The organism is Marinoscillum pacificum (assembly GCF_024714495.1).
GTDB classification, from domain to species: Bacteria; Bacteroidota; Bacteroidia; order Cytophagales; family Cyclobacteriaceae; genus Marinoscillum; species Marinoscillum pacificum.
On sequence record NZ_JAMZMJ010000012.1, the window covers coordinates 1 to 17,447 of the forward strand.

Sequence of the window (17,447 nt, forward strand, 5' to 3'; positions counted from 1 at the left end):
AGACTTTATGGTGATTATTGCGGTGGGGTCCACCTCTTCCCATTCCGAACAGAGAAGTTAAGCCCACCAGCGCCGATGGTACTGCAGTAACATGTGGGAGAGTAGGTCGTCGCCAGCTTATTATAAACCCTGATTAGTTCTCTAATCAGGGTTTTTTTATGCCCTTTTGGATATGCTCTTATCCTTAATTACGGGTTCTACGGTATTGTATTCACACGTAGTTTTATTGAACTTTCAATCTAAAGTTCAATAAATGCGACAAACAGTAAAGCTCTCCTTTGTGTGGTTTTTGATAGGTGTATGTTCATCTGTGTATAGCCAAGACAAGAAATTTGAGAAGGCCGTCCAGGATTATTATAAGTTCCAATATGTAAGTTCTATTAATGGTTTTGATTCATTCTTAGAAAGAGATGATCTAATTGGTATAAAAGCCAACTATTATACTGCCATGTCTTTTTATGAACATGGGTACACATCTGAAGGCTTGAACTATGCTGTGCAATCATTAGATGTTGCGGCTGCTAAGTATGGGGAGAGTTCACCAGAAGCAGTATATGGCTATATTGGATATGGTAAGTATTATCACGAAATGCAGAGCTATGATACTGCTAAACTTTTTTACAGGGCCGCATTAGAATTAGTTGATCCTTCTAACAGAACAATTGTAGGTGAAATTTTCTGTAATCTAGCTTATGCAATGGATTACAATGGTGAATATGATTCAGCATTAGTCTATTATCAAAAGGCGGCTGATCAAATGGAACAATCACTTGGATTAATCCATCCATATACAGATTGGGTATACAGTTCGATCCCTTATGTAGCCCAACATTCGGAGCAATATGAAACACAGGTAAATACAGCTTTAAAAAGTCTGGATATTAAACGACAGTTACGGGGGGAAGAATCTGAAGATTATGTACTTGCACTAAAAGAAGTAACGGTTGCCTATGAGTGGTTGGAGGATTTTTCTCAAATGGATATTTATGCATCAAGGTTGCTGGAATATGGAAAGTCGTTTTATGGGGAAAGATCAAACGAATATGCTAACTATCTACGGATTAGAGGTAATGCTCAATTGGCTAAGCAGGAATACTCAAAAGCGTTTGATAGTTATAAATCCTCTTATTTACTGCTAAAGGAAATTGCAGGAAATAAAGACGAGAACACTCTGCTATCTTTAGACGCTTTGGCTGATGCTTACTACAGTTTGGGTGATTTTGCAATTGCTCTTGATTACTACATCGAATATCTAAACGCAGTTAAGAAATCAGCTAATTTGTCCGTACAAATCGAAAAAATGGAAGATATCGCTCAGTGCTATGAGCGAATGGGTAAGCTAGAGGATGCAAAAGACTTGTATCAACAGGCATTGGAAAAGAAGAATCCTGATTATTTAAATCAAATACCCAGATCATATATTGCACTAGCTAGAATCGCTGAAAGATATCAAAACTATACTGCTGCAGATGATTACTTAGATAAGGCGATTAGTGCTAACAATCGATACAATAGCGGTGACAATGCTACATATTCCTTCATTCTCAATAATCGGGGAGTTTTGCTGCAAAATCAAAACAAGTTCGCTGATGCACTGAAACTATTTGAACAGGCTCTAACAATTAGAAAGGAACTATTTGGAGAAGATTCTAGAGAATATGCTCAAACAAGTAATGGACTTGGGAATGTTTATCATTTACTAGGCAATAACCAATTAGCGTTAGAGTATTTTCAGAAGACTTTGCTAATTGAACAATCTGAATATGGTGTTAATCACCATTCTGTAGCGAGTACATTAGTCAACATAGCTAATTGTTATTCAGAGTTGGATCAACATTTTGTTGCATTAAAATATTTAAAAAGTGCTGAACAAATATTGGATAAATATGACTTTGGTCCTGCTCTTATAAGCGTTTATTCCAATTTAATTATATCATATATCGAATTATCCCAAACTGGAGATGCTGAGAACTATTTAAAAAAGCATCATGACTTAGTAACAAAGTTATATGGTGACTTTTCGTTGGATCTGGCCAAGAATTATAATTTAAAAGGAATGCTTCTGCATGAAGGAGGAGAAACCGAATTGTCATTTCTTGCCTTTAAAAACGCCATTGATATTTATGAAAAACTTGGTTTAAAAGAGTCGCTGAACATGGCGTCTGTACTTAATAATGTCGGAGTAGCGAATTTGGAATATCATGCTTATTCTGAAGCAAAAGACTATTTTGATGAAGCTCTAAGAATATATGAAACGATTTTGCCAAAGGATCACCATGAGATAATTACCACAAAGATGAATTTGGCACTTGTCGATGATGGAAAGAGGAATTATAAACGCGCCATTGAGCAATATGATGAAATTCTAAACGGGTTTACTACGGGAAAATTAGATACAATAAATGCAGCTACCACTTTACAGAATAAGGCTATTGCCGAACAAATGTTGGGGCTGACAGAGCAATCTATTTTGTCAACAACTCGTGCTATTGAATTGCTTTCTAAAAAACTAGGAGAAAATAATTCTTCTGTGGCAGGCTTAAATAATAATTTGGGTAATCAGCTAATAGCTAATGGACAATTGGATAAGGCTAAATCAGCATTTTCAGTGGCATTACAATTTTATAAGGCCAATGACGAAATGAATGGCCAAATTCGTGTGTACCTAGGGCTGGCAGAAATAGCGACGAACCGTGGAGACTTTATGGGTGCTTTAAATCTATTAGATGAGGCTCTTAAATTAAAAACTGATCCTGAAGTTACCTTAAATCAAACTTTGTTATTCAGTTCTTTAGTGGCTCAAGTTGATGTTTACTATCAATTATATCATAAGGAGAAATCTATAGACTACCTCCAGAAGTCACTGGAGTCGGCGGTTGAGGCAAATAAACAATTGGGGCTAGCTGAATCCGAGATTATAAACGAAGAGGACAGGGTTCAATTCTCAGTTTATAAAAGTTTGCTTACTAACATAGGTGTGAAGGCTGCTGTGGGCCTATATCAGGAAGCGGGTGATCAATCCTATATTTCACAGGCATTTTACTATGCGGAAAAATCAAAGGCCAATGTATTGCTTCAATCTATTCAAGAAAGCAACATTAGAACAATAAAAGGAGTAGATCGAGAGCTCCTTAAGAAGGAGCGTGAGTTACGCTATAATATTGAAAAGTTGGAGCAAGAAGTCTTCAAGTTAACAGGACGCGAGGATGAAAGAAATAAAATGCAAATGCTGTCTTCGAGACTTTTTGATCAGAAAAGAACTTATCAAGAGGTTGTTACAGATCTGAGGAATAATCCAAAGTATAGACAGTTGAATGCATCGCTGGAGATTTCTTCAATTAAAAGGATTCAGGATCGTTTAAATAATGGGGAAGCGGTTATCGAGTTTGCTCCTGGAGATTCCACTTTAATCACTTTCATTATCACAAAATCTGACATTGCGGTGTTCTCTGCGGTATACGATGAAAAATTTAGTGGTTTGGTGACAGCAATTAGAAATGCCATTATTTTCAAGTCAGATGCGGCATTTGACTATGTGTCTAATAAAATTTATGAAGTTGCTCTGGCTGAAGTGGAAACCTATTTTGATGAACAAAACCTTGCTATTGATCAGCTCACTATAGTGCCTGAGGGTTCACTGAATTACTTCCCGTTTGAGAGTTTGAAACGAAATGGAAGATATCTCATTGAAGACTATCAGATTAAATACAGCTATTCTACAACATTGTCAGGACTTCTTACGGATCGTGAGAATAAGTCAAATGGTCAGATATTGTCTTTTGCACCTGTATTTGCAGATCAATCAACGAGTAGATTAACTCCAGGAGCTTTAGATGTGTTTGAAGCGTCTCGTTCTGTGGCATCAGAAGAGTTTCGAGGTTTTAGTGCAAATGGTGAGTTTATTTCAGCGCTTCCAGGGACAAAGGAAGAAGTTGATGCTATTTATCAACTGGCAACCAATAAAGGGAGGAAAGCTGAATTGCTGGTTTATGATCAAGCCAAAGAAGAAGTAATCAAATCTGGAATCTTGGGAGAATATGAATTCATTCATTTTGCTACCCATGGATTTGTCAATGAATCTAACCCATCATATTCTGGTGTATTTATGAGTCAAAATGATAATTCCAATGAGGACTGTGTTTTGTTCTCTGCAGAAATATATAATCTCGAGATCAATGCTGATCTGGTTACTTTGAGTGCTTGCGAAACAGGTCTTGGTCGATATGCTGAAGGTGAGGGAATTGTAGGTTTGACTCGATCATTTTTCTATGCCGGAGCAAAGAATATGCTGGTGTCTCAATGGCAAGTGAGTGATGCAAGCACAGCAAAAATGATGGTTGACTTTTATGATGGTTTGCTTTCTGGAGAAACTAAATCAGCTGCTTTAAGAAACGCGAAATTAAATCTAATTAAGTCTGAGGAATATAAGAAGCCATACTATTGGGCTCCTTTTGTACTTATAGGAGAGTAAAAATAAGAGACATTTAAGTGCTTGTTTCAATCCACAACTATCACATGTGGCTTCATTACCATTCATATAATTCTAATCTTTTCTAAAATGTCCACGGATTAAATTGAAATGATTTAAACAATAAGGAATGACTATGAAAAGATTATTGATGCCTATAGTGGGCATTTTCTTGGCCACAGCTTTAATAGGTCAAACATCTGAAGAAATTGTTGATAAAATAGTTTCTGAAGCCAGTGATAATTCACAACTAGAGCGTCTAGCTCATGAGTTATTAGATGTGGTAGGCCCTAGACTAGTGGGTACTCCAGAAATGAAACAGGCCAATGATTGGGCGGTTAATCAATATGCTGAATGGGATATTTCTGCTGAAAATGAGCAGTGGGGGCAATGGAAAGGTTGGCAACGAGGAATTACCCATATAGACCTTGTTTCTCCCAGAGTTCGTACGCTTAATGGAATGATGTTGGCATGGAGCCCAGGAACACCTAAAAAAGGGGTGACAGCTGAAGTGATTATTTTGCCAGAAGTAAAGGATTCCTTGGCCTTTGCAAAATGGCTTCCTTCTGTAAAAGGTAAAATAGTATTGATATCACAGCCGGAGCTTACCGGAAGACCGGATGATAACTGGAAAGAATATGCTACAGAGGAGTCCTTCGAGAGATTGAAAGAACAACGTGACGAGGCTAGAAATGAATGGAATGACAATATAGAAAAGACTGGATACGGGAGACGAACATTGCCAGTCGTCTTGGAAGAGAATGGTGCTGTTGGAATCATAGCAAGTTACTGGTCTAAGGGATTTGGAGCCAATAAGATATTTAGCGCGTATACGAAAAAAATACCCACTATCGATATGGCTCTTGAAGACTATGGAATGGTTTATAGAATGGTAGAATATGGGGATAAACCTCAGATACGAATCGTAGCAGAATCAAAAAATCTTGATCCACAGCCTACGTTCAACACTATAGCTACGATACCAGGTACCGAGAAGCCAGATGAATACATCATTCTTTCTGCACATTTTGATTCTTGGGATGGAGGAACCGGAGCAACTGATAATGGAACTGGAACGATCGTCATGATGGAAGCAATGAGAATTCTGAAAAAGATATATCCTAATCCCAAAAGGACAATCATTGCAGGGCATTGGGGTAGTGAAGAGCAAGGTTTGAATGGCTCTAGAGCATTCGTAGAGGACCACCCGGAAATTGTTAATGGAGTTCAAGCATTGTTTAATCAGGACAATGGGACAGGACGTGTCGTAAATATTTCTGGTCAGGGTTTTTTACATTCTTACGATTACATTGGTCGTTGGCTACAGCCAGTTCCAAAAGATATCAAATCAGAGATTGAAACCAATTTCCCAGGAACTCCAGGTGGAGGTGGGTCGGATTATGCGTCATTTTTGGCGGCTGGCGCACCAGCCTTTTCATTGAGTTCTTTGAGTTGGGACTATTGGAATTATACCTGGCACACCAATTTAGACACCTATGACAAGATTGTGTTCGATGATGTGAGATCTAATGTAATATTAACAGCCATTCTTGCATATATGGCTTCAGAAGACCCTGTAACTACATCGAGAGAACAGAGTGTTCTTCCGATTAATTCTAGAACCGGTGAGCAAAGAACATGGCCAAGTCCAAGATCTCCGGAAAGAAAGGGAATGTTAGAAGAAAATGACTAAAGTAAAGTTTAATTAAAAAGAGAAGGCCAATCCTACAATTAGAATTGGCCTTCTCTTTTTACTTATTAGGTAATGATAGGAATTAGTCTTTTTTCTTAGATGACCCACCTTTTTTACCAGTTCCAGCGATCGATTCTCTCATATCCGTATCGGCTTGAATGTTCTGGAATTTGTAGTAGTCCATTACACCAAGGTTTCCAGATCTAAATGCTTCTGCTAATGCCTTAGGAACTTCTGCTTCCGCTAGGATTACTTTTGCTCTAGCTTCCTGTGCTTTGGCAACCATTTCTTGTTCTTCAGCAACTGCCATTGCTCTTCTCTCTTCGGCTTTTGCTTCGGCTACTTTTAAGTCAGCAGATGCCTGATCAGTTTGAAGTTTAGCTCCGATGTTTGCTCCTACATCAACATCAGCAATGTCAATTGATAAGATTTCAAATGCTGTACCAGCATCCAATCCTCTTTGAAGTACCAACTTTGAAATTTTATCCGGATTCTCTAATACATCCTTGTGACTTGATGCAGAACCGATAGAAGTTACAATACCTTCACCAACACGAGCAAGAATAGTGTCTTCACCAGCTCCTCCAACTAACTGTTGGATATTAGCACGAACTGTAACTCTTGCTTTAGCTACCAACTGAATACCGTCTGCAGCTACAGCCGCAACAGAAGGTGTGTTGATTACTTTAGGATTTACAGAGATCTGTACAGCTTCAAATACATCCCTACCAGCTAGGTCAATTGCCGTGGCTTGCTTGAACGTAAGGTTGATGTTCGCTTTATCTGCAGAAATCAACGCCTTAATTACTTGAGGTACGTTACCTCCTGCCAGATAGTGTGTTTCCAATTCCTGTGTTTTCAAAGGTCTTGGAGGTGCACCTTCAGTTTCAGGTATAGTCAACCCTGCTTTGGTAGCTGTAATTAATGAATTTACAATAACTGATGGTGGTACCTTACGAATACGCATGAATACCAACTCAAGTAGTCCAACTTTTACTCCAGAAAATATCGCTGTAATCCATAGATTAACAGGGACGAAATAGAGAAAAGTGAAAAAGAGGACAATCCCTCCGATAATTACTACAACGAGCATTATACTGCTTCCCATAGTGTATTAGGTTAAATAGGTTCTACAATTATTTTATTCGGTTCAATTCTTTTGATTTCGATGGTTTGGTTCTCTGTTATGTAATCACCATTAGATTTCACTTCTACAATTTGATTATCAAAAATAGCCTTACCAAATGGCTTCAAAGAAGAAATTGTCTTCCCTCTTTGAGCAATTTGCAAGTTGATGGTAATTCCATCATTATACTTACTTCGATGTTCATCTTTGAGTGAGAAGCGTTCCCAAGCCTTTGATTTAAAACTATAAAAGATAGCTCCACAAGCAAATAGTACAGAGAATACCATGATTATAGTGCCAGTTGTTGCTCCGAAATAATCATATCCAAGATATATGCCAAAGCCACCTGCGGCAAAGCCAAGTATGCCGACAATAGTGGTTCCAGGAACGAATATGATTTCTAATACAATTAGAACAATTCCCAGAGCAACGAGTAGAAGTACACTAAACCATTCCATTAATCAATATGCTTTTGCGAAAAGTACTTTGCCTTTAGACGGTTTACCCGAATACATGCAGGTACCTTCCTCTGATGTTGAATTTAACGGAATACAACGAATTGTGGCTTTAGTTTCTTCTTTTATTTTCTCTTCCGTTTCAGAAGTACCATCCCAATGTGCATAAATGAAGCCACCATCTTTCTCAAGAACTTCTTTGAACTCTTCGTAGGTATCAACCGTACGAGTGTTTTCTTCCTTGAAAGAAGCCGCTTTGTTATAGATGTTTTGTTGAATTTCTTCTAAAAGATTTGTTACGAAATCAACGGTTTCTTCTTGCGCAACAAATTGTTTCTCTTTCGTGTCTCTTCTAGCAATCTCAACAGTACCTTTCTCAAGGTCCTTTGGTCCAATTGCAATTCTTACTGGTACTCCTTTAAGTTCATACTCAGCAAATTTCCAACCAGGCTTATGAGTGTCTCTATTGTCAAACTTAACAGATACATTTCTAGCCTGCAGTTCCTTTTTGAACTTCTCAGCAACTTCTGAGATTGCAGCCAGCTCTTCATCCTTTCTATAGATTGGAACTATCACTACTTGTATTGGAGCCAATTTGGGAGGTAAAACCAATCCATCATCGTCAGAGTGAGCCATGATTAAAGCACCCATCAGTCGAGTAGATACACCCCAAGATGTTCCCCAAACAAACTCATCTTTACCTTCTTTAGTAGCAAATTTCACATCAAATGCTTTAGCAAAATTCTGACCTAAGAAGTGAGAAGTTCCTGCTTGAAGAGCCTTACCATCCTGCATCATTGCTTCTATACAATAAGTTTCAACAGCTCCAGCGAATCTTTCGTTTGGTGTTTTAACTCCTTTTGTAACTGGTACGGCCATGAACTCTTCAGCAAACGTTGCATAAACTTCTAACATTTGTTCTGTTTCAGCTATTGCCTCCTCTTTAGTAGCATGTGCTGTATGACCTTCTTGCCATAGGAACTCTGCAGTTCTTAAGAAAAGACGGGTTCTCATTTCCCATCTTACCACGTTAGCCCATTGGTTAATCAACAATGGGAGGTCTCTATATGACTGGATCCAGTTTTTATAAGAATCCCAAATTACGGTTTCGGAAGTTGGTCTAACGATCAATTCCTCTTCTAGTTTGGCGTCGGGATCAACTACTACACCACCTTTTTCTTCATCATTTTTTAATCTGTAGTGAGTAACTACGGCACACTCTTTGGCAAAGCCTTCTACGTGATCTGCTTCTTTACTCAAAAAAGATTTTGGTATAAATAACGGGAAGTATGCATTGGAGTGACCGGTGTCTTTGAACATTTTGTCAAGGGTCTGTTGCATTTTTTCCCAGATGGCAAAACCATACGGTTTTATTACCATACAGCCCCTTACGGGGGAATTTTCAGCCAATCCCGCCTTCTTTACCAGCTCGTTGTACCACAAAGAATAATCTTCATTTCTGCTTGGAATTGCTTTACTCATGTTAGCTTTATGTTTTTGGTATAGTAATTGCTTGTTAATTCATTGAATATGAGCTCACAAATATAGCCGTCCAAAGCGGAAACTAAGAGGGCCAATTCATTGTATTAATGATATAACGTAGGAATTATGGAAGCTTTTAACAAACTCAAACAATTAACAATGCTTTTTGCATTGGTTATGGTGGCAACGTCCTCCTTCGCTCAGGAGTATGACGATCTTTATTTTACGAAGAAGGATCGGAAAAAAGTGGAGAAGTTGGAAGAAGCTCAAAATAAAAGTACTTCCACTTACGAAGCATATACTAATAACACCTATTCTGATAATTACAGTACTCATCAGGTAAATCCTGAATATATCGCCAGATATCAGTCTGATGAATACTATGATGAAAACGGATATTATCCAGCGGATAGTGTAGAATATCCTGAGCCAACTATGTCGAATATTTCGTATTTCGATGAGGATTTGGCTTACGCTAATAATGATCGTGATCAGGGTACAACTGTTATTAATAACTATTATGGAAATAACTCAAATTGGGGAAATCCATATTATAACAATTCCTGGTATGCCAACTCATGGAATGATCCATGGTACGGATGGAATTCTGGCTGGAACGTGAGCATAGGCTTCGGTTATGGCTGGGGAGTAAGAACTGGATTCTATGATCCATTCTGGGGATATGGTTATCCAGGATTTGCAGGAGGGTATTTCGCATATGACCCATGGTATGGCGGATATTATAATCCATATTATTCATCTTGGGGCTATGGCTGGAATAGATGGAACAGATACAACTTCGCTTATACCAATGGATTCTACGCTGGTTATTACTACGGAAACAATAATGGCTACTACGAAGGAAATTCTTCAAGAAGAAATGTGGTAGTGGGTAGCAGAGCTGTCAGAGGTGGTAGTGTTGCTCAAGGTTCCAGAAACTCTACAAATAGCCGCATAAGTACAGCGAATGCTAGAAATGAAGTGAATTCTAGAGATTATTCGAGAACTCAAAATGAATACTTTAGCCGTTCTAGATCGAGTTCAGGAGGAAGAGTAACTTCAACATCTTCTGCTTCCTCTAGAAACACCGGAGCAACTTACACTGGAAGAACAGCTACTTCTGGACGTAATAATTCAAGCTATTCATCTAATTATGGTTCAAGATCAAGCTCTAGTTACGGTTCTCGTTCTAGTTCCTCGTCGGCAACTAACACAAGATCTTCAGGGGTTGCAAATTCCTCAAGTAGAAGATATAGTACGAATACTTCAAGAAGCAATAGCAGTTATTCATCAGGAAGAAGTAATAGTAGTTATTCTTCAGGTAGAAGTTCTTCTTCAAGCTCTCGGAGCAGCTATACTCCTTCTAGAAGTTCATCAAGCAGTTCAAGTTCAAGAAGTAGTTATTCTCCATCAAGGAGTTCATCTTCTTCAAGATCTTCGAGCTCAGGTTCAAGTAGTAGATCATCGTCATCTTCTAGTTCAAGAAGTGGTGGTGGATCATCTAGATCAGGAAGAGGTGGCTAATAATGGGTCTTAATTCTCGTATTCAGATTCATTTATTCTATTAACTATTCGTCATGAAAAAAGCTTTAAATATACTTTTCACAGGATTGCTATGTCCAGTAATTGGGATGGCACAAGTAGCAGATGGTGCTTTCGGCTATTACAACGATGCTTATATGTTCGGCAGAGCAAACTACACCTACGGAAGTACTGCTAGAATGCAGGCATTGGGTGGTGCCCAAATTTCACTAGGTGCAGATATGAGTTCGGCAGGATCTAACCCGGGAGGCCTGGGTATGCTGAATAGGAGTGTATTTTCCTTTACTCCAAGTCTTAACAATCACAATACAGATGCTACCTATCAAGGAGGAACTTTAGGTACTTATCGAAACAACTTCAATTTTGCCAATTTGGGTGTTGCGTTCAATACGAACAAAGGAGATTATACCAGTGAGAAATTCAAAGGAGGAACATTTGCGATTACTCTGAGTAGGACCAATGATTTCAACGATGAAATTACTTATACAGGTAGAAATTCGGATAACTCAATTATTGATTCATTTATTGAGCAAGCTGGAACAACTAATCCAGAAAATCTAGGTGGTTTTGCTGGATCTGCATATGAAAATTACTTAATAGATCCACTATATGATGATAATGACAACTTGACGGGTTATGGCTCATTGGTACTTGGGTTTCCCCAGCAATCGGAGACAATAACGAGAAGTGGCTCTCAATATGATCTGAATTTTGCTTGGGGTGGTAACTATGATGATAAGGTGTACTTTGGAGCAAGTTTGGGATTTGTTACAGCTAGATATTATACCAAAAGAGTCTATACAGAAGAACAGTTTATTTACGAGGATGAGAACGGTACTCCCATGGAAGATACTTGGATTTTCGATACGAAAATCACAGATGAACTGACTATCAATGGAAGTGGAGTTAATGGAGCTATTGGGCTGATCGTTCGGCCAATAAGTACAGTAACTTTTGGAGTGACTTACAAGACACCGACATTCTACTCAATGGATGAAGAAAGTGAATTTAGACATGATACAAGATGGAATAATGTGATGCTTGATGATGGTACGATATTAAATGATCGAAACTTTACTAGTGACTTATATGTAGGTCAGTACAATCTTAGAAGCCCAGCGAAACTAACTGCAGGAGCATCTTTCTTCATGGGTAAACTAGGATTTATAAGTGGAGAATTTGATATGGTTGATTACTCAAGTAGTCAATTGAAATCATCAGATTTTAGTGTCATTGCAGATAATCAATCTATTCAGGGTATTTATGGTACCACCTTTAATTACAGAGGCGGAGCAGAATTTAGATTGGATAATTTGAGATTTAGAGCCGGATATGCCTACTTTGGTGATCCTTATACTGGTGATGATGGGTTTGATAGAAGCAGTAGAAATATAACGGGAGGTGTTGGTTACAGATCTCAAGATTTTTTCATTGACTTAGCAATAATAAATAGTAAATCACAGGAATTGTACACTCCTTATTCTATTACAAACAATCAACCGGAAGCGGCGTTTGATAAAACAACAACGACTGTAGCAGCTACTGTAGGATTTAATTTCTAAGAGAGGTTTTTTATATCATTAAGCAAAAGGTCCACTTCTCTATGCGCTATGGAGATTTGGGCTTTTTTATATATTGGGAGTCTTGTTTTAAGCAATTTGTCCACTCTGGCTTCGGTGTCCCCTTGCATTAAAGGTCTATGACTTTTTCTGGCTATTCGCTCAATCAAAAGCTCTCTTTCTGTCTCTAGAAAAACCGTAATGCCATGTTGGTTCATATAGTCTATGCCATCATGAAAACATGGAGTACCGCCACCAGTCGAAATGATTTGAAACTCACATTCATTAGTAGTTTCTTTCAAGACTTCATTTTCGATTTTTCTAAAGTAATCTTCACCTTTGGAAGAGAAGATTTCAGCAATCTCCATTCCTTCTTTCTCTTCAATTACTTTGTCCAAATCGATTAGGGCACAGTCAAGTTCTGTGGCTAACTTTTTACCAAAATAGGACTTACCACAGCCGGGCATTCCAACTAAATAAATGATGCCGGTTTTCACGGAACTAATCTGTTAATATCAGAAACTTCAGGAGTATCGTTGTGATGCCATTTTCCAAGTACAGTTCCATTAGATAGTAACATAATACCAGGATTTGAACGAATCATTGTTTTAAGTACTGTCGCATCAGCATAGAAGTATGGTACTGCTAACTGAGCTTCATGACGGAATTTCTCAAATTCTTCATGACCAGAAGCTGTCAAAACCCATGCTTCGGCAGTCTTAACCTGTGCTGCAAGTTGATTTATTTCTTCTATGTGAGCTGTAGATGCTTTATCTGCGCTGTATATGATGAAAAGAAGTTTATTTCCTGTCAATAAGTCATCTGTAAAGTCTCCTTCATCATTCCAAACGCTCAAGTCTGTGATTTTGGGTTGAGCTTCTGGATTTACCAAATTCATTGCTTTGAACTCATAACTCTTATCTGAAGGATAGCTATCAAAGGTGAATTCCTCTCCATCTTTGGTCATCACATACTCATACTTCAACTCTTCAGAAGGCTCCATCAATGTAGGTAAGTGATTGCCTATTGCGTAAGCTCTAAAATCAATGAATGGAAGATGTCTTACCGCATAGTTTGCGACAAGTGTCAAGACGATTGTTGAGCCAATTACTTTGAAGTATCCAAACTTCTCAGAGAACCATGAAGTGTACTGATTGCGACTGATGAAAATGACGATGATCAATACCAATAAAATAATGTCTTTATAGAAGGACTGCCATGGTGTTAACTTAATCGCATCTCCGAAACATCCACAATCTGTTACTTTATTGAAGTAAGCCGAGTAGAAAGTTAGGAATGTAAAAAACACAATCATCAACAGCAATGCCCAACTCGTTCTAGGCATTTTGAAGCCAATGATGAGTGCTATGCCTAAGACAACTTCTAATACACTCAGTAGGATGGAAAAGAAAAGTGCTGCAGGAACGAACCACTCAAAAAACGGAGCAATGTCATAAGCGAATACATCAAAGTATTCTTCCAGCTTTATTGCTGTTCCAATTGGATCATTAATCTTAATAAGTCCTGAAAAAATGAATAGAGCTCCTACAAAATAGCGAGCTACTTCTCTGATGATTTTCATGCTTTTCCTTCTTTCAATTTGATCATGCAAAATACTGAGTAATTGATCATATCCTGATAGTTGGCATCAATACCCTCAGATATAATGGTTTTACCAGCATTGTCTTCGATTTGTTTCACTCTAAGAAGCTTCATGAGAATAATGTCTGTGATAGAACTCACGCGCATTTCTCTCCATGCTTCACCATAATCATGATTCTTGTTTTTGAGTAATTCTAAAGTATCAGAAGCCGCTTTATCATACTTTGGTTCCAACGCTTCGTAGGAAATCTCCATTGGATCATTTTCCGTAAGCTCCATTTGAATCAATGCCATGATGCAGTAGTTGATGATACCAATAAACTCAGAGGTAATGTCCTCCTGCACTTTCATCGAACCTTTTTCTTGAATAGAACGGATCCGTTGAGCTTTGATGAAAATTTGATCGGTAATTGACGGAAGTCTCAGTATTCTCCAGGCTGTTCCGTAATCCTTGGTCTTTTTTGCGAAAATTTCTTTGCACGAAGCAATAACTTCGCGGTATTGCTCAATCGTCTGATCTTTCAACTTTCAGAAATGGTTATATTGTACTAAGTGAAACTAGATGGACAAATCTAATACATTGATTGCTCATACAACGATAAACATCCAAGGGACTCTTATGGATCTTTCTACGCCAAAGGTCATGGGGATCATAAATGTTACACCTGATTCTTTTTTCTCTGGGAGTAGAAAGGAAAGTGAGGCGGATGTTTTGCGTCAAGCTGAAAAAATGATTTCAGAAGGAGCTGAAATCCTCGATATAGGTGGTTACTCTACCCGGCCTGGGGCTGCAGAAGTGACTAATGAAGAGGAGATCAATCGTGTTTGTGGTCCAATCGAGGCGATTTCTAAACAATTTCCTGATATTCAGATCTCCATAGACACTTTTCGGGCTGATGTAGCTACAGCGGCTGTTGGAAGTGGAGCTAGTATTGTCAATGATATATCAGCAGGATTGTTGGACGCTCAAATGTTGGAAACAGTGGGTAAGCTGAAGGTTCCGTATATCGCTATGCATATGCGTGGGACACCTCAGACTATGAAAGAATTGACTTCCTATGATGATCTTCTGAAAGAAGTAATGCAATATTTTTCAGAAAGGATCGCTAAGTGTAAGGAAGCGGGGATAAAGGATATAATTGTAGATCCTGGTTTTGGATTTGCTAAAACAATTGAACAGAATTATTACTTGTTAAATAGTGTTGATTATTTAAAGCAGCTAGGTTTACCACTTTTGATTGGAGTTTCGCGAAAATCAATGATTTATAAGGTATTAAATATCGAACCAGAAGCTGCATTAAATGGTACAACTGTATTAAATACACTAGCTTTGCTCAAAGGTGCATCCATACTGCGAGTGCATGACGTGAAAGAAGCAGTGGAAGCCGTCAAACTCATAAACCAAATAACAGCTTGATCTTAGGATTCAACATCGGATTTCTAGAAGTAGGGTGGGTCGATATCATCGACATCCTGTTTGTGGCCGTGTTGTTGTATCAGGTATACAAGCTGATGAAAGGTAGTGTGGCGATCAAGGTATTCCTTGGCTTCCTGATTCTCTATCTTATTTACCTTGTGGTAAATGCGGCCCAAATGGAGCTCCTTAGTAATATCCTGGGGCAGTTTATGGGCGTTGGAGTTATTGCTGCTATCATTCTATTTCAGCCAGAAATACGAAAATTCCTATTACTTCTTGGGCGAGCCCCGATTTTTAATGAAGGGAATATCCTTGAGAACTTTAAGTCAATCTGGACAAGCCGAATCGGTTATAAAAAAGCGGATATTACTCCATTGATTGAAGCGGCAAAAACTCTTGGGGGTACGAACACTGGAGCATTGATCGTGTTATCAAAGAACTCAGAGTTGAAGTTTTTCGCTGAGTCAGGAGACAGAATTGATGCTGTCGTTTCTAAAAGATTGCTGATGGCGATCTTTAACAAATACAGTCCTTTACATGATGGTGCGGTTATTATTTATGACAATAAGATCATCGCTGCTAGATGTATATTACCTGTAACAGAGCGTGACATGCCTGCTCAGTTTGGTTTGAGACACAGAGCTGCTTTAGGTATGTCTGAAAATACAGATACTTTGGTCATCGTAGTATCTGAAGAAACCGGTCAATTGTCCACCATGAGAAATGGTGAAATCACACATAATCTTTCTACTCAGGAATTGAGAAAGGCAATCAATGAATACTTATATGAAGAGTCCAAAGAAGCTTCTTCAACAGATAGTATTCTGAAAAAGGCCAAAGAAGAAGGCTCCACCAAAAAGGAGGAGCCTAAAAGTTCTGATGCGAAGAAAGAAAAAGAATCCGCCTGAATTATTTAATCACTCCAAGCTCTTTTCCTACTTCGGTAAATGCTGCCACTGCTTTGTCTAGATGTTCTCTTTCATGAACTGCAGACATCTGTACTCTAATTCTTGCCTGACCTTTTGGTACCACAGGGAAGTAGAATCCAATGACATAGATTCCTTTATCTAACAACTTAGCAGCCATTTGCTGTGAAAGCACTGCATCGTAAAGCATGATTGGGACAATCGCATGATCTCCTGGTTTGATGTCAAACCCAGCAGCTGTCATTTGCTCACGGAAATATTTGGTGTTGCTCTCTAGTTTGTCTCTAAGTTCTGTGGTTTCAGAAAGCATATCTATCACAGCGATTGATGCACCTGTAATAGATGGGGCCAATGTGTTTGAGAACAAATAAGGCCTAGATCTCTGTCTTAAAATATCGATGATTTCTTTTTTACCAGAAGTAAATCCGCCAGAAGCACCTCCAAGTGCTTTGCCTAATGTTCCAGTGATGATGTCTACACGATCCATGCAGTTTCTGTATTCGTGTACTCCACGACCAGTTTTGCCCATAAATCCTGTTGAGTGACACTCATCTGTCATTACAATCGCGTCATATTTGTCCGCTAAGTCACAGATTTTGTCCAGCTGAGCAATAGTGCCATCCATAGAGAATACTCCATCAGTCACGATAGCTTTAACCTTAGCTCCAGACGCTTCTTTCAGCTTCGCTTCCAGGTCATCCATGTCGTTGTGATTGTAGCGATATCTCTGAGCCTTACAGAGTCTAACTCCATCAATGATGGAAGCATGATTCAATGCATCGGAAATGATCGCATCTTCTGGGCCAAGTATTGGTTCGAAAACTCCACCATTTGCATCAAATGCTGCTGCGTAAAGGATCGTGTCTTCTGTTCCTAAAAACTCAGAGATCTTTCTTTCTAGTTCTTTGTGGATGTCCTGAGTTCCGCAGATAAAACGCACGGATGACATACCAAAACCATGAGAATCAATGGAAGCTTTTGCTGCCTCAATTACTTTAGGGTGAGAAGACAGGCCAAGGTAATTATTTGCACAAAAATTGATTACTTCTTTGCCATCACTAAGCTTAATAACAGCGTCTTGAGGTGAAGCAATAATGCGCTCTTCTTTGTAAAGACCAGCTTCTATGATTTCAGCAATTTCCTTTTCCAGTTTTGACTTTAAGGATGTATACATGTC

General features: G+C 38.6%; 13 protein-coding genes and 1 rRNA gene. 7 read left to right on the forward strand and 7 right to left on the reverse strand.

Going from position 1 to position 17,447, the window contains the following annotated elements; genetic code table 11:
* The first annotated feature begins 6 nt into the window (after positions 1–6).
* The 3 genes from rrf (at position 7) to NXS00_RS20875 (ending at position 6,161) form a co-directional block, all read left to right on the forward strand.
* A 5S ribosomal RNA gene (gene rrf / locus NXS00_RS20865) occupies positions 7–118 on the forward strand.
* Between the two features lie 135 nt (positions 119–253).
* Positions 254–4,471: a CHAT domain-containing protein gene (locus NXS00_RS20870; RefSeq protein ID WP_258101216.1), complete on the forward strand. Its 4,218-nt coding sequence runs from the start codon at positions 254–256 to the stop codon at positions 4,469–4,471.
* Positions 4,472–4,604: 133 nt separating this feature from the next.
* Positions 4,605–6,161, forward strand: a complete 1,557-nt coding sequence (locus tag NXS00_RS20875; RefSeq protein WP_258101217.1) for a M20/M25/M40 family metallo-hydrolase — start codon at positions 4,605–4,607, stop codon at positions 6,159–6,161.
* An 82-nt stretch (positions 6,162–6,243) separates the two neighbouring features.
* Here the strand turns inward: NXS00_RS20875 and floA are convergent, their stop codons facing one another.
* The 3 genes from floA to proS are packed head-to-tail and all read right to left on the reverse strand — an operon-like array spanning position 6,244 to position 9,224.
* The gene (gene floA, locus NXS00_RS20880; RefSeq protein ID WP_258101218.1) at positions 6,244–7,269 is read right to left on the reverse strand and encodes a flotillin-like protein FloA; all 1,026 of its coding nucleotides are present in this window, start codon (positions 7,267–7,269) and stop codon (positions 6,244–6,246) included.
* Positions 7,270–7,280: 11 nt separating this feature from the next.
* Positions 7,281–7,745, reverse strand: coding sequence for an NfeD family protein (locus NXS00_RS20885; RefSeq protein WP_258101219.1), 465 nt, complete (start codon positions 7,743–7,745; stop codon positions 7,281–7,283).
* 3 nt (positions 7,746–7,748) lie between these two features.
* The gene (gene proS, locus NXS00_RS20890; protein ID WP_258101220.1) at positions 7,749–9,224 is read right to left on the reverse strand and encodes a proline--tRNA ligase; all 1,476 of its coding nucleotides are present in this window, start codon (positions 9,222–9,224) and stop codon (positions 7,749–7,751) included.
* Between the two features lie 126 nt (positions 9,225–9,350).
* Here proS and NXS00_RS20895 point away from each other — a divergent pair, with 126 nt between their 5' ends.
* Complete coding sequence (locus NXS00_RS20895) at positions 9,351–10,748, forward strand: hypothetical protein (RefSeq protein ID WP_258101221.1); 1,398 nt, start codon at positions 9,351–9,353, stop codon at positions 10,746–10,748.
* 53 nt (positions 10,749–10,801) lie between these two features.
* Entirely contained in the window at positions 10,802–12,328 is a 1,527-nt protein-coding gene (locus NXS00_RS20900; RefSeq protein ID WP_258101222.1) for a hypothetical protein, read from the forward strand.
* On the opposite strand, the gene NXS00_RS20905 is transcribed toward NXS00_RS20900, so the two are convergent.
* The 3 genes from NXS00_RS20905 to NXS00_RS20915 are packed head-to-tail and all read right to left on the reverse strand — an operon-like array spanning position 12,325 to position 14,452.
* A complete protein-coding gene (locus tag NXS00_RS20905) occupies positions 12,325–12,822 on the reverse strand; it encodes a shikimate kinase (protein ID WP_258101223.1) in 498 nt (165 codons plus the stop codon). The two genes, NXS00_RS20900 and NXS00_RS20905, sit on opposite strands and share 4 nt — an antisense overlap.
* Positions 12,819–13,907, reverse strand: coding sequence for a BT_3928 family protein (locus NXS00_RS20910; protein ID WP_258101224.1), 1,089 nt, complete (start codon positions 13,905–13,907; stop codon positions 12,819–12,821). Before NXS00_RS20910 ends, NXS00_RS20905 begins: the two co-directional genes overlap by 4 nt.
* The gene (locus tag NXS00_RS20915; protein ID WP_258101225.1) at positions 13,904–14,452 is read right to left on the reverse strand and encodes a DUF1599 domain-containing protein; all 549 of its coding nucleotides are present in this window, start codon (positions 14,450–14,452) and stop codon (positions 13,904–13,906) included. Before NXS00_RS20915 ends, NXS00_RS20910 begins: the two co-directional genes overlap by 4 nt.
* A 37-nt stretch (positions 14,453–14,489) precedes the next feature.
* Here NXS00_RS20915 and folP point away from each other — a divergent pair, with 37 nt between their 5' ends.
* Together folP and cdaA are read left to right on the forward strand one after the other, a co-directional pair.
* Entirely contained in the window at positions 14,490–15,344 is an 855-nt protein-coding gene (gene folP / locus NXS00_RS20920; RefSeq protein WP_258101226.1) for a dihydropteroate synthase, read from the forward strand.
* Positions 15,341–16,252, forward strand: coding sequence for a diadenylate cyclase CdaA (gene cdaA, locus NXS00_RS20925; RefSeq protein ID WP_258101227.1), 912 nt, complete (start codon positions 15,341–15,343; stop codon positions 16,250–16,252). Before folP ends, cdaA begins: the two co-directional genes overlap by 4 nt.
* A 1-nt stretch (position 16,253) precedes the next feature.
* Here cdaA and kbl read toward each other — a convergent pair whose 3' ends face one another.
* A complete protein-coding gene (gene kbl / locus NXS00_RS20930) occupies positions 16,254–17,444 on the reverse strand; it encodes a glycine C-acetyltransferase (RefSeq protein WP_258101228.1) in 1,191 nt (396 codons plus the stop codon).
* Between the last annotated feature and the right edge of the window lie 3 nt (positions 17,445–17,447).

Bases quoted from the DNA above. Each gene is read 5' to 3' on its own strand.
- NXS00_RS20870 (WP_258101216.1), top strand. From the start codon at position 254: ATGCGACAAACAGTAAAGCTCTCCTTTGTGTGGTTTTTGATAGGTGTA.
- NXS00_RS20875 (WP_258101217.1), top strand. From the start codon at position 4,605: ATGAAAAGATTATTGATGCCTATAGTGGGCATTTTCTTGGCCACAGCT.
- floA (WP_258101218.1), bottom strand. From the start codon at position 7,269: ATGGGAAGCAGTATAATGCTCGTTGTAGTAATTATCGGAGGGATTGTC.
- NXS00_RS20885 (WP_258101219.1), bottom strand. From the start codon at position 7,745: ATGGAATGGTTTAGTGTACTTCTACTCGTTGCTCTGGGAATTGTTCTA.
- proS (WP_258101220.1), bottom strand. From the start codon at position 9,224: ATGAGTAAAGCAATTCCAAGCAGAAATGAAGATTATTCTTTGTGGTAC.
- NXS00_RS20895 (WP_258101221.1), top strand. From the start codon at position 9,351: ATGGAAGCTTTTAACAAACTCAAACAATTAACAATGCTTTTTGCATTG.
- NXS00_RS20900 (WP_258101222.1), top strand. From the start codon at position 10,802: ATGAAAAAAGCTTTAAATATACTTTTCACAGGATTGCTATGTCCAGTA.
- NXS00_RS20910 (WP_258101224.1), bottom strand. From the start codon at position 13,907: ATGAAAATCATCAGAGAAGTAGCTCGCTATTTTGTAGGAGCTCTATTC.
- folP (WP_258101226.1), top strand. From the start codon at position 14,490: ATGGACAAATCTAATACATTGATTGCTCATACAACGATAAACATCCAA.
- kbl (WP_258101228.1), bottom strand. From the start codon at position 17,444: ATGTATACATCCTTAAAGTCAAAACTGGAAAAGGAAATTGCTGAAATC.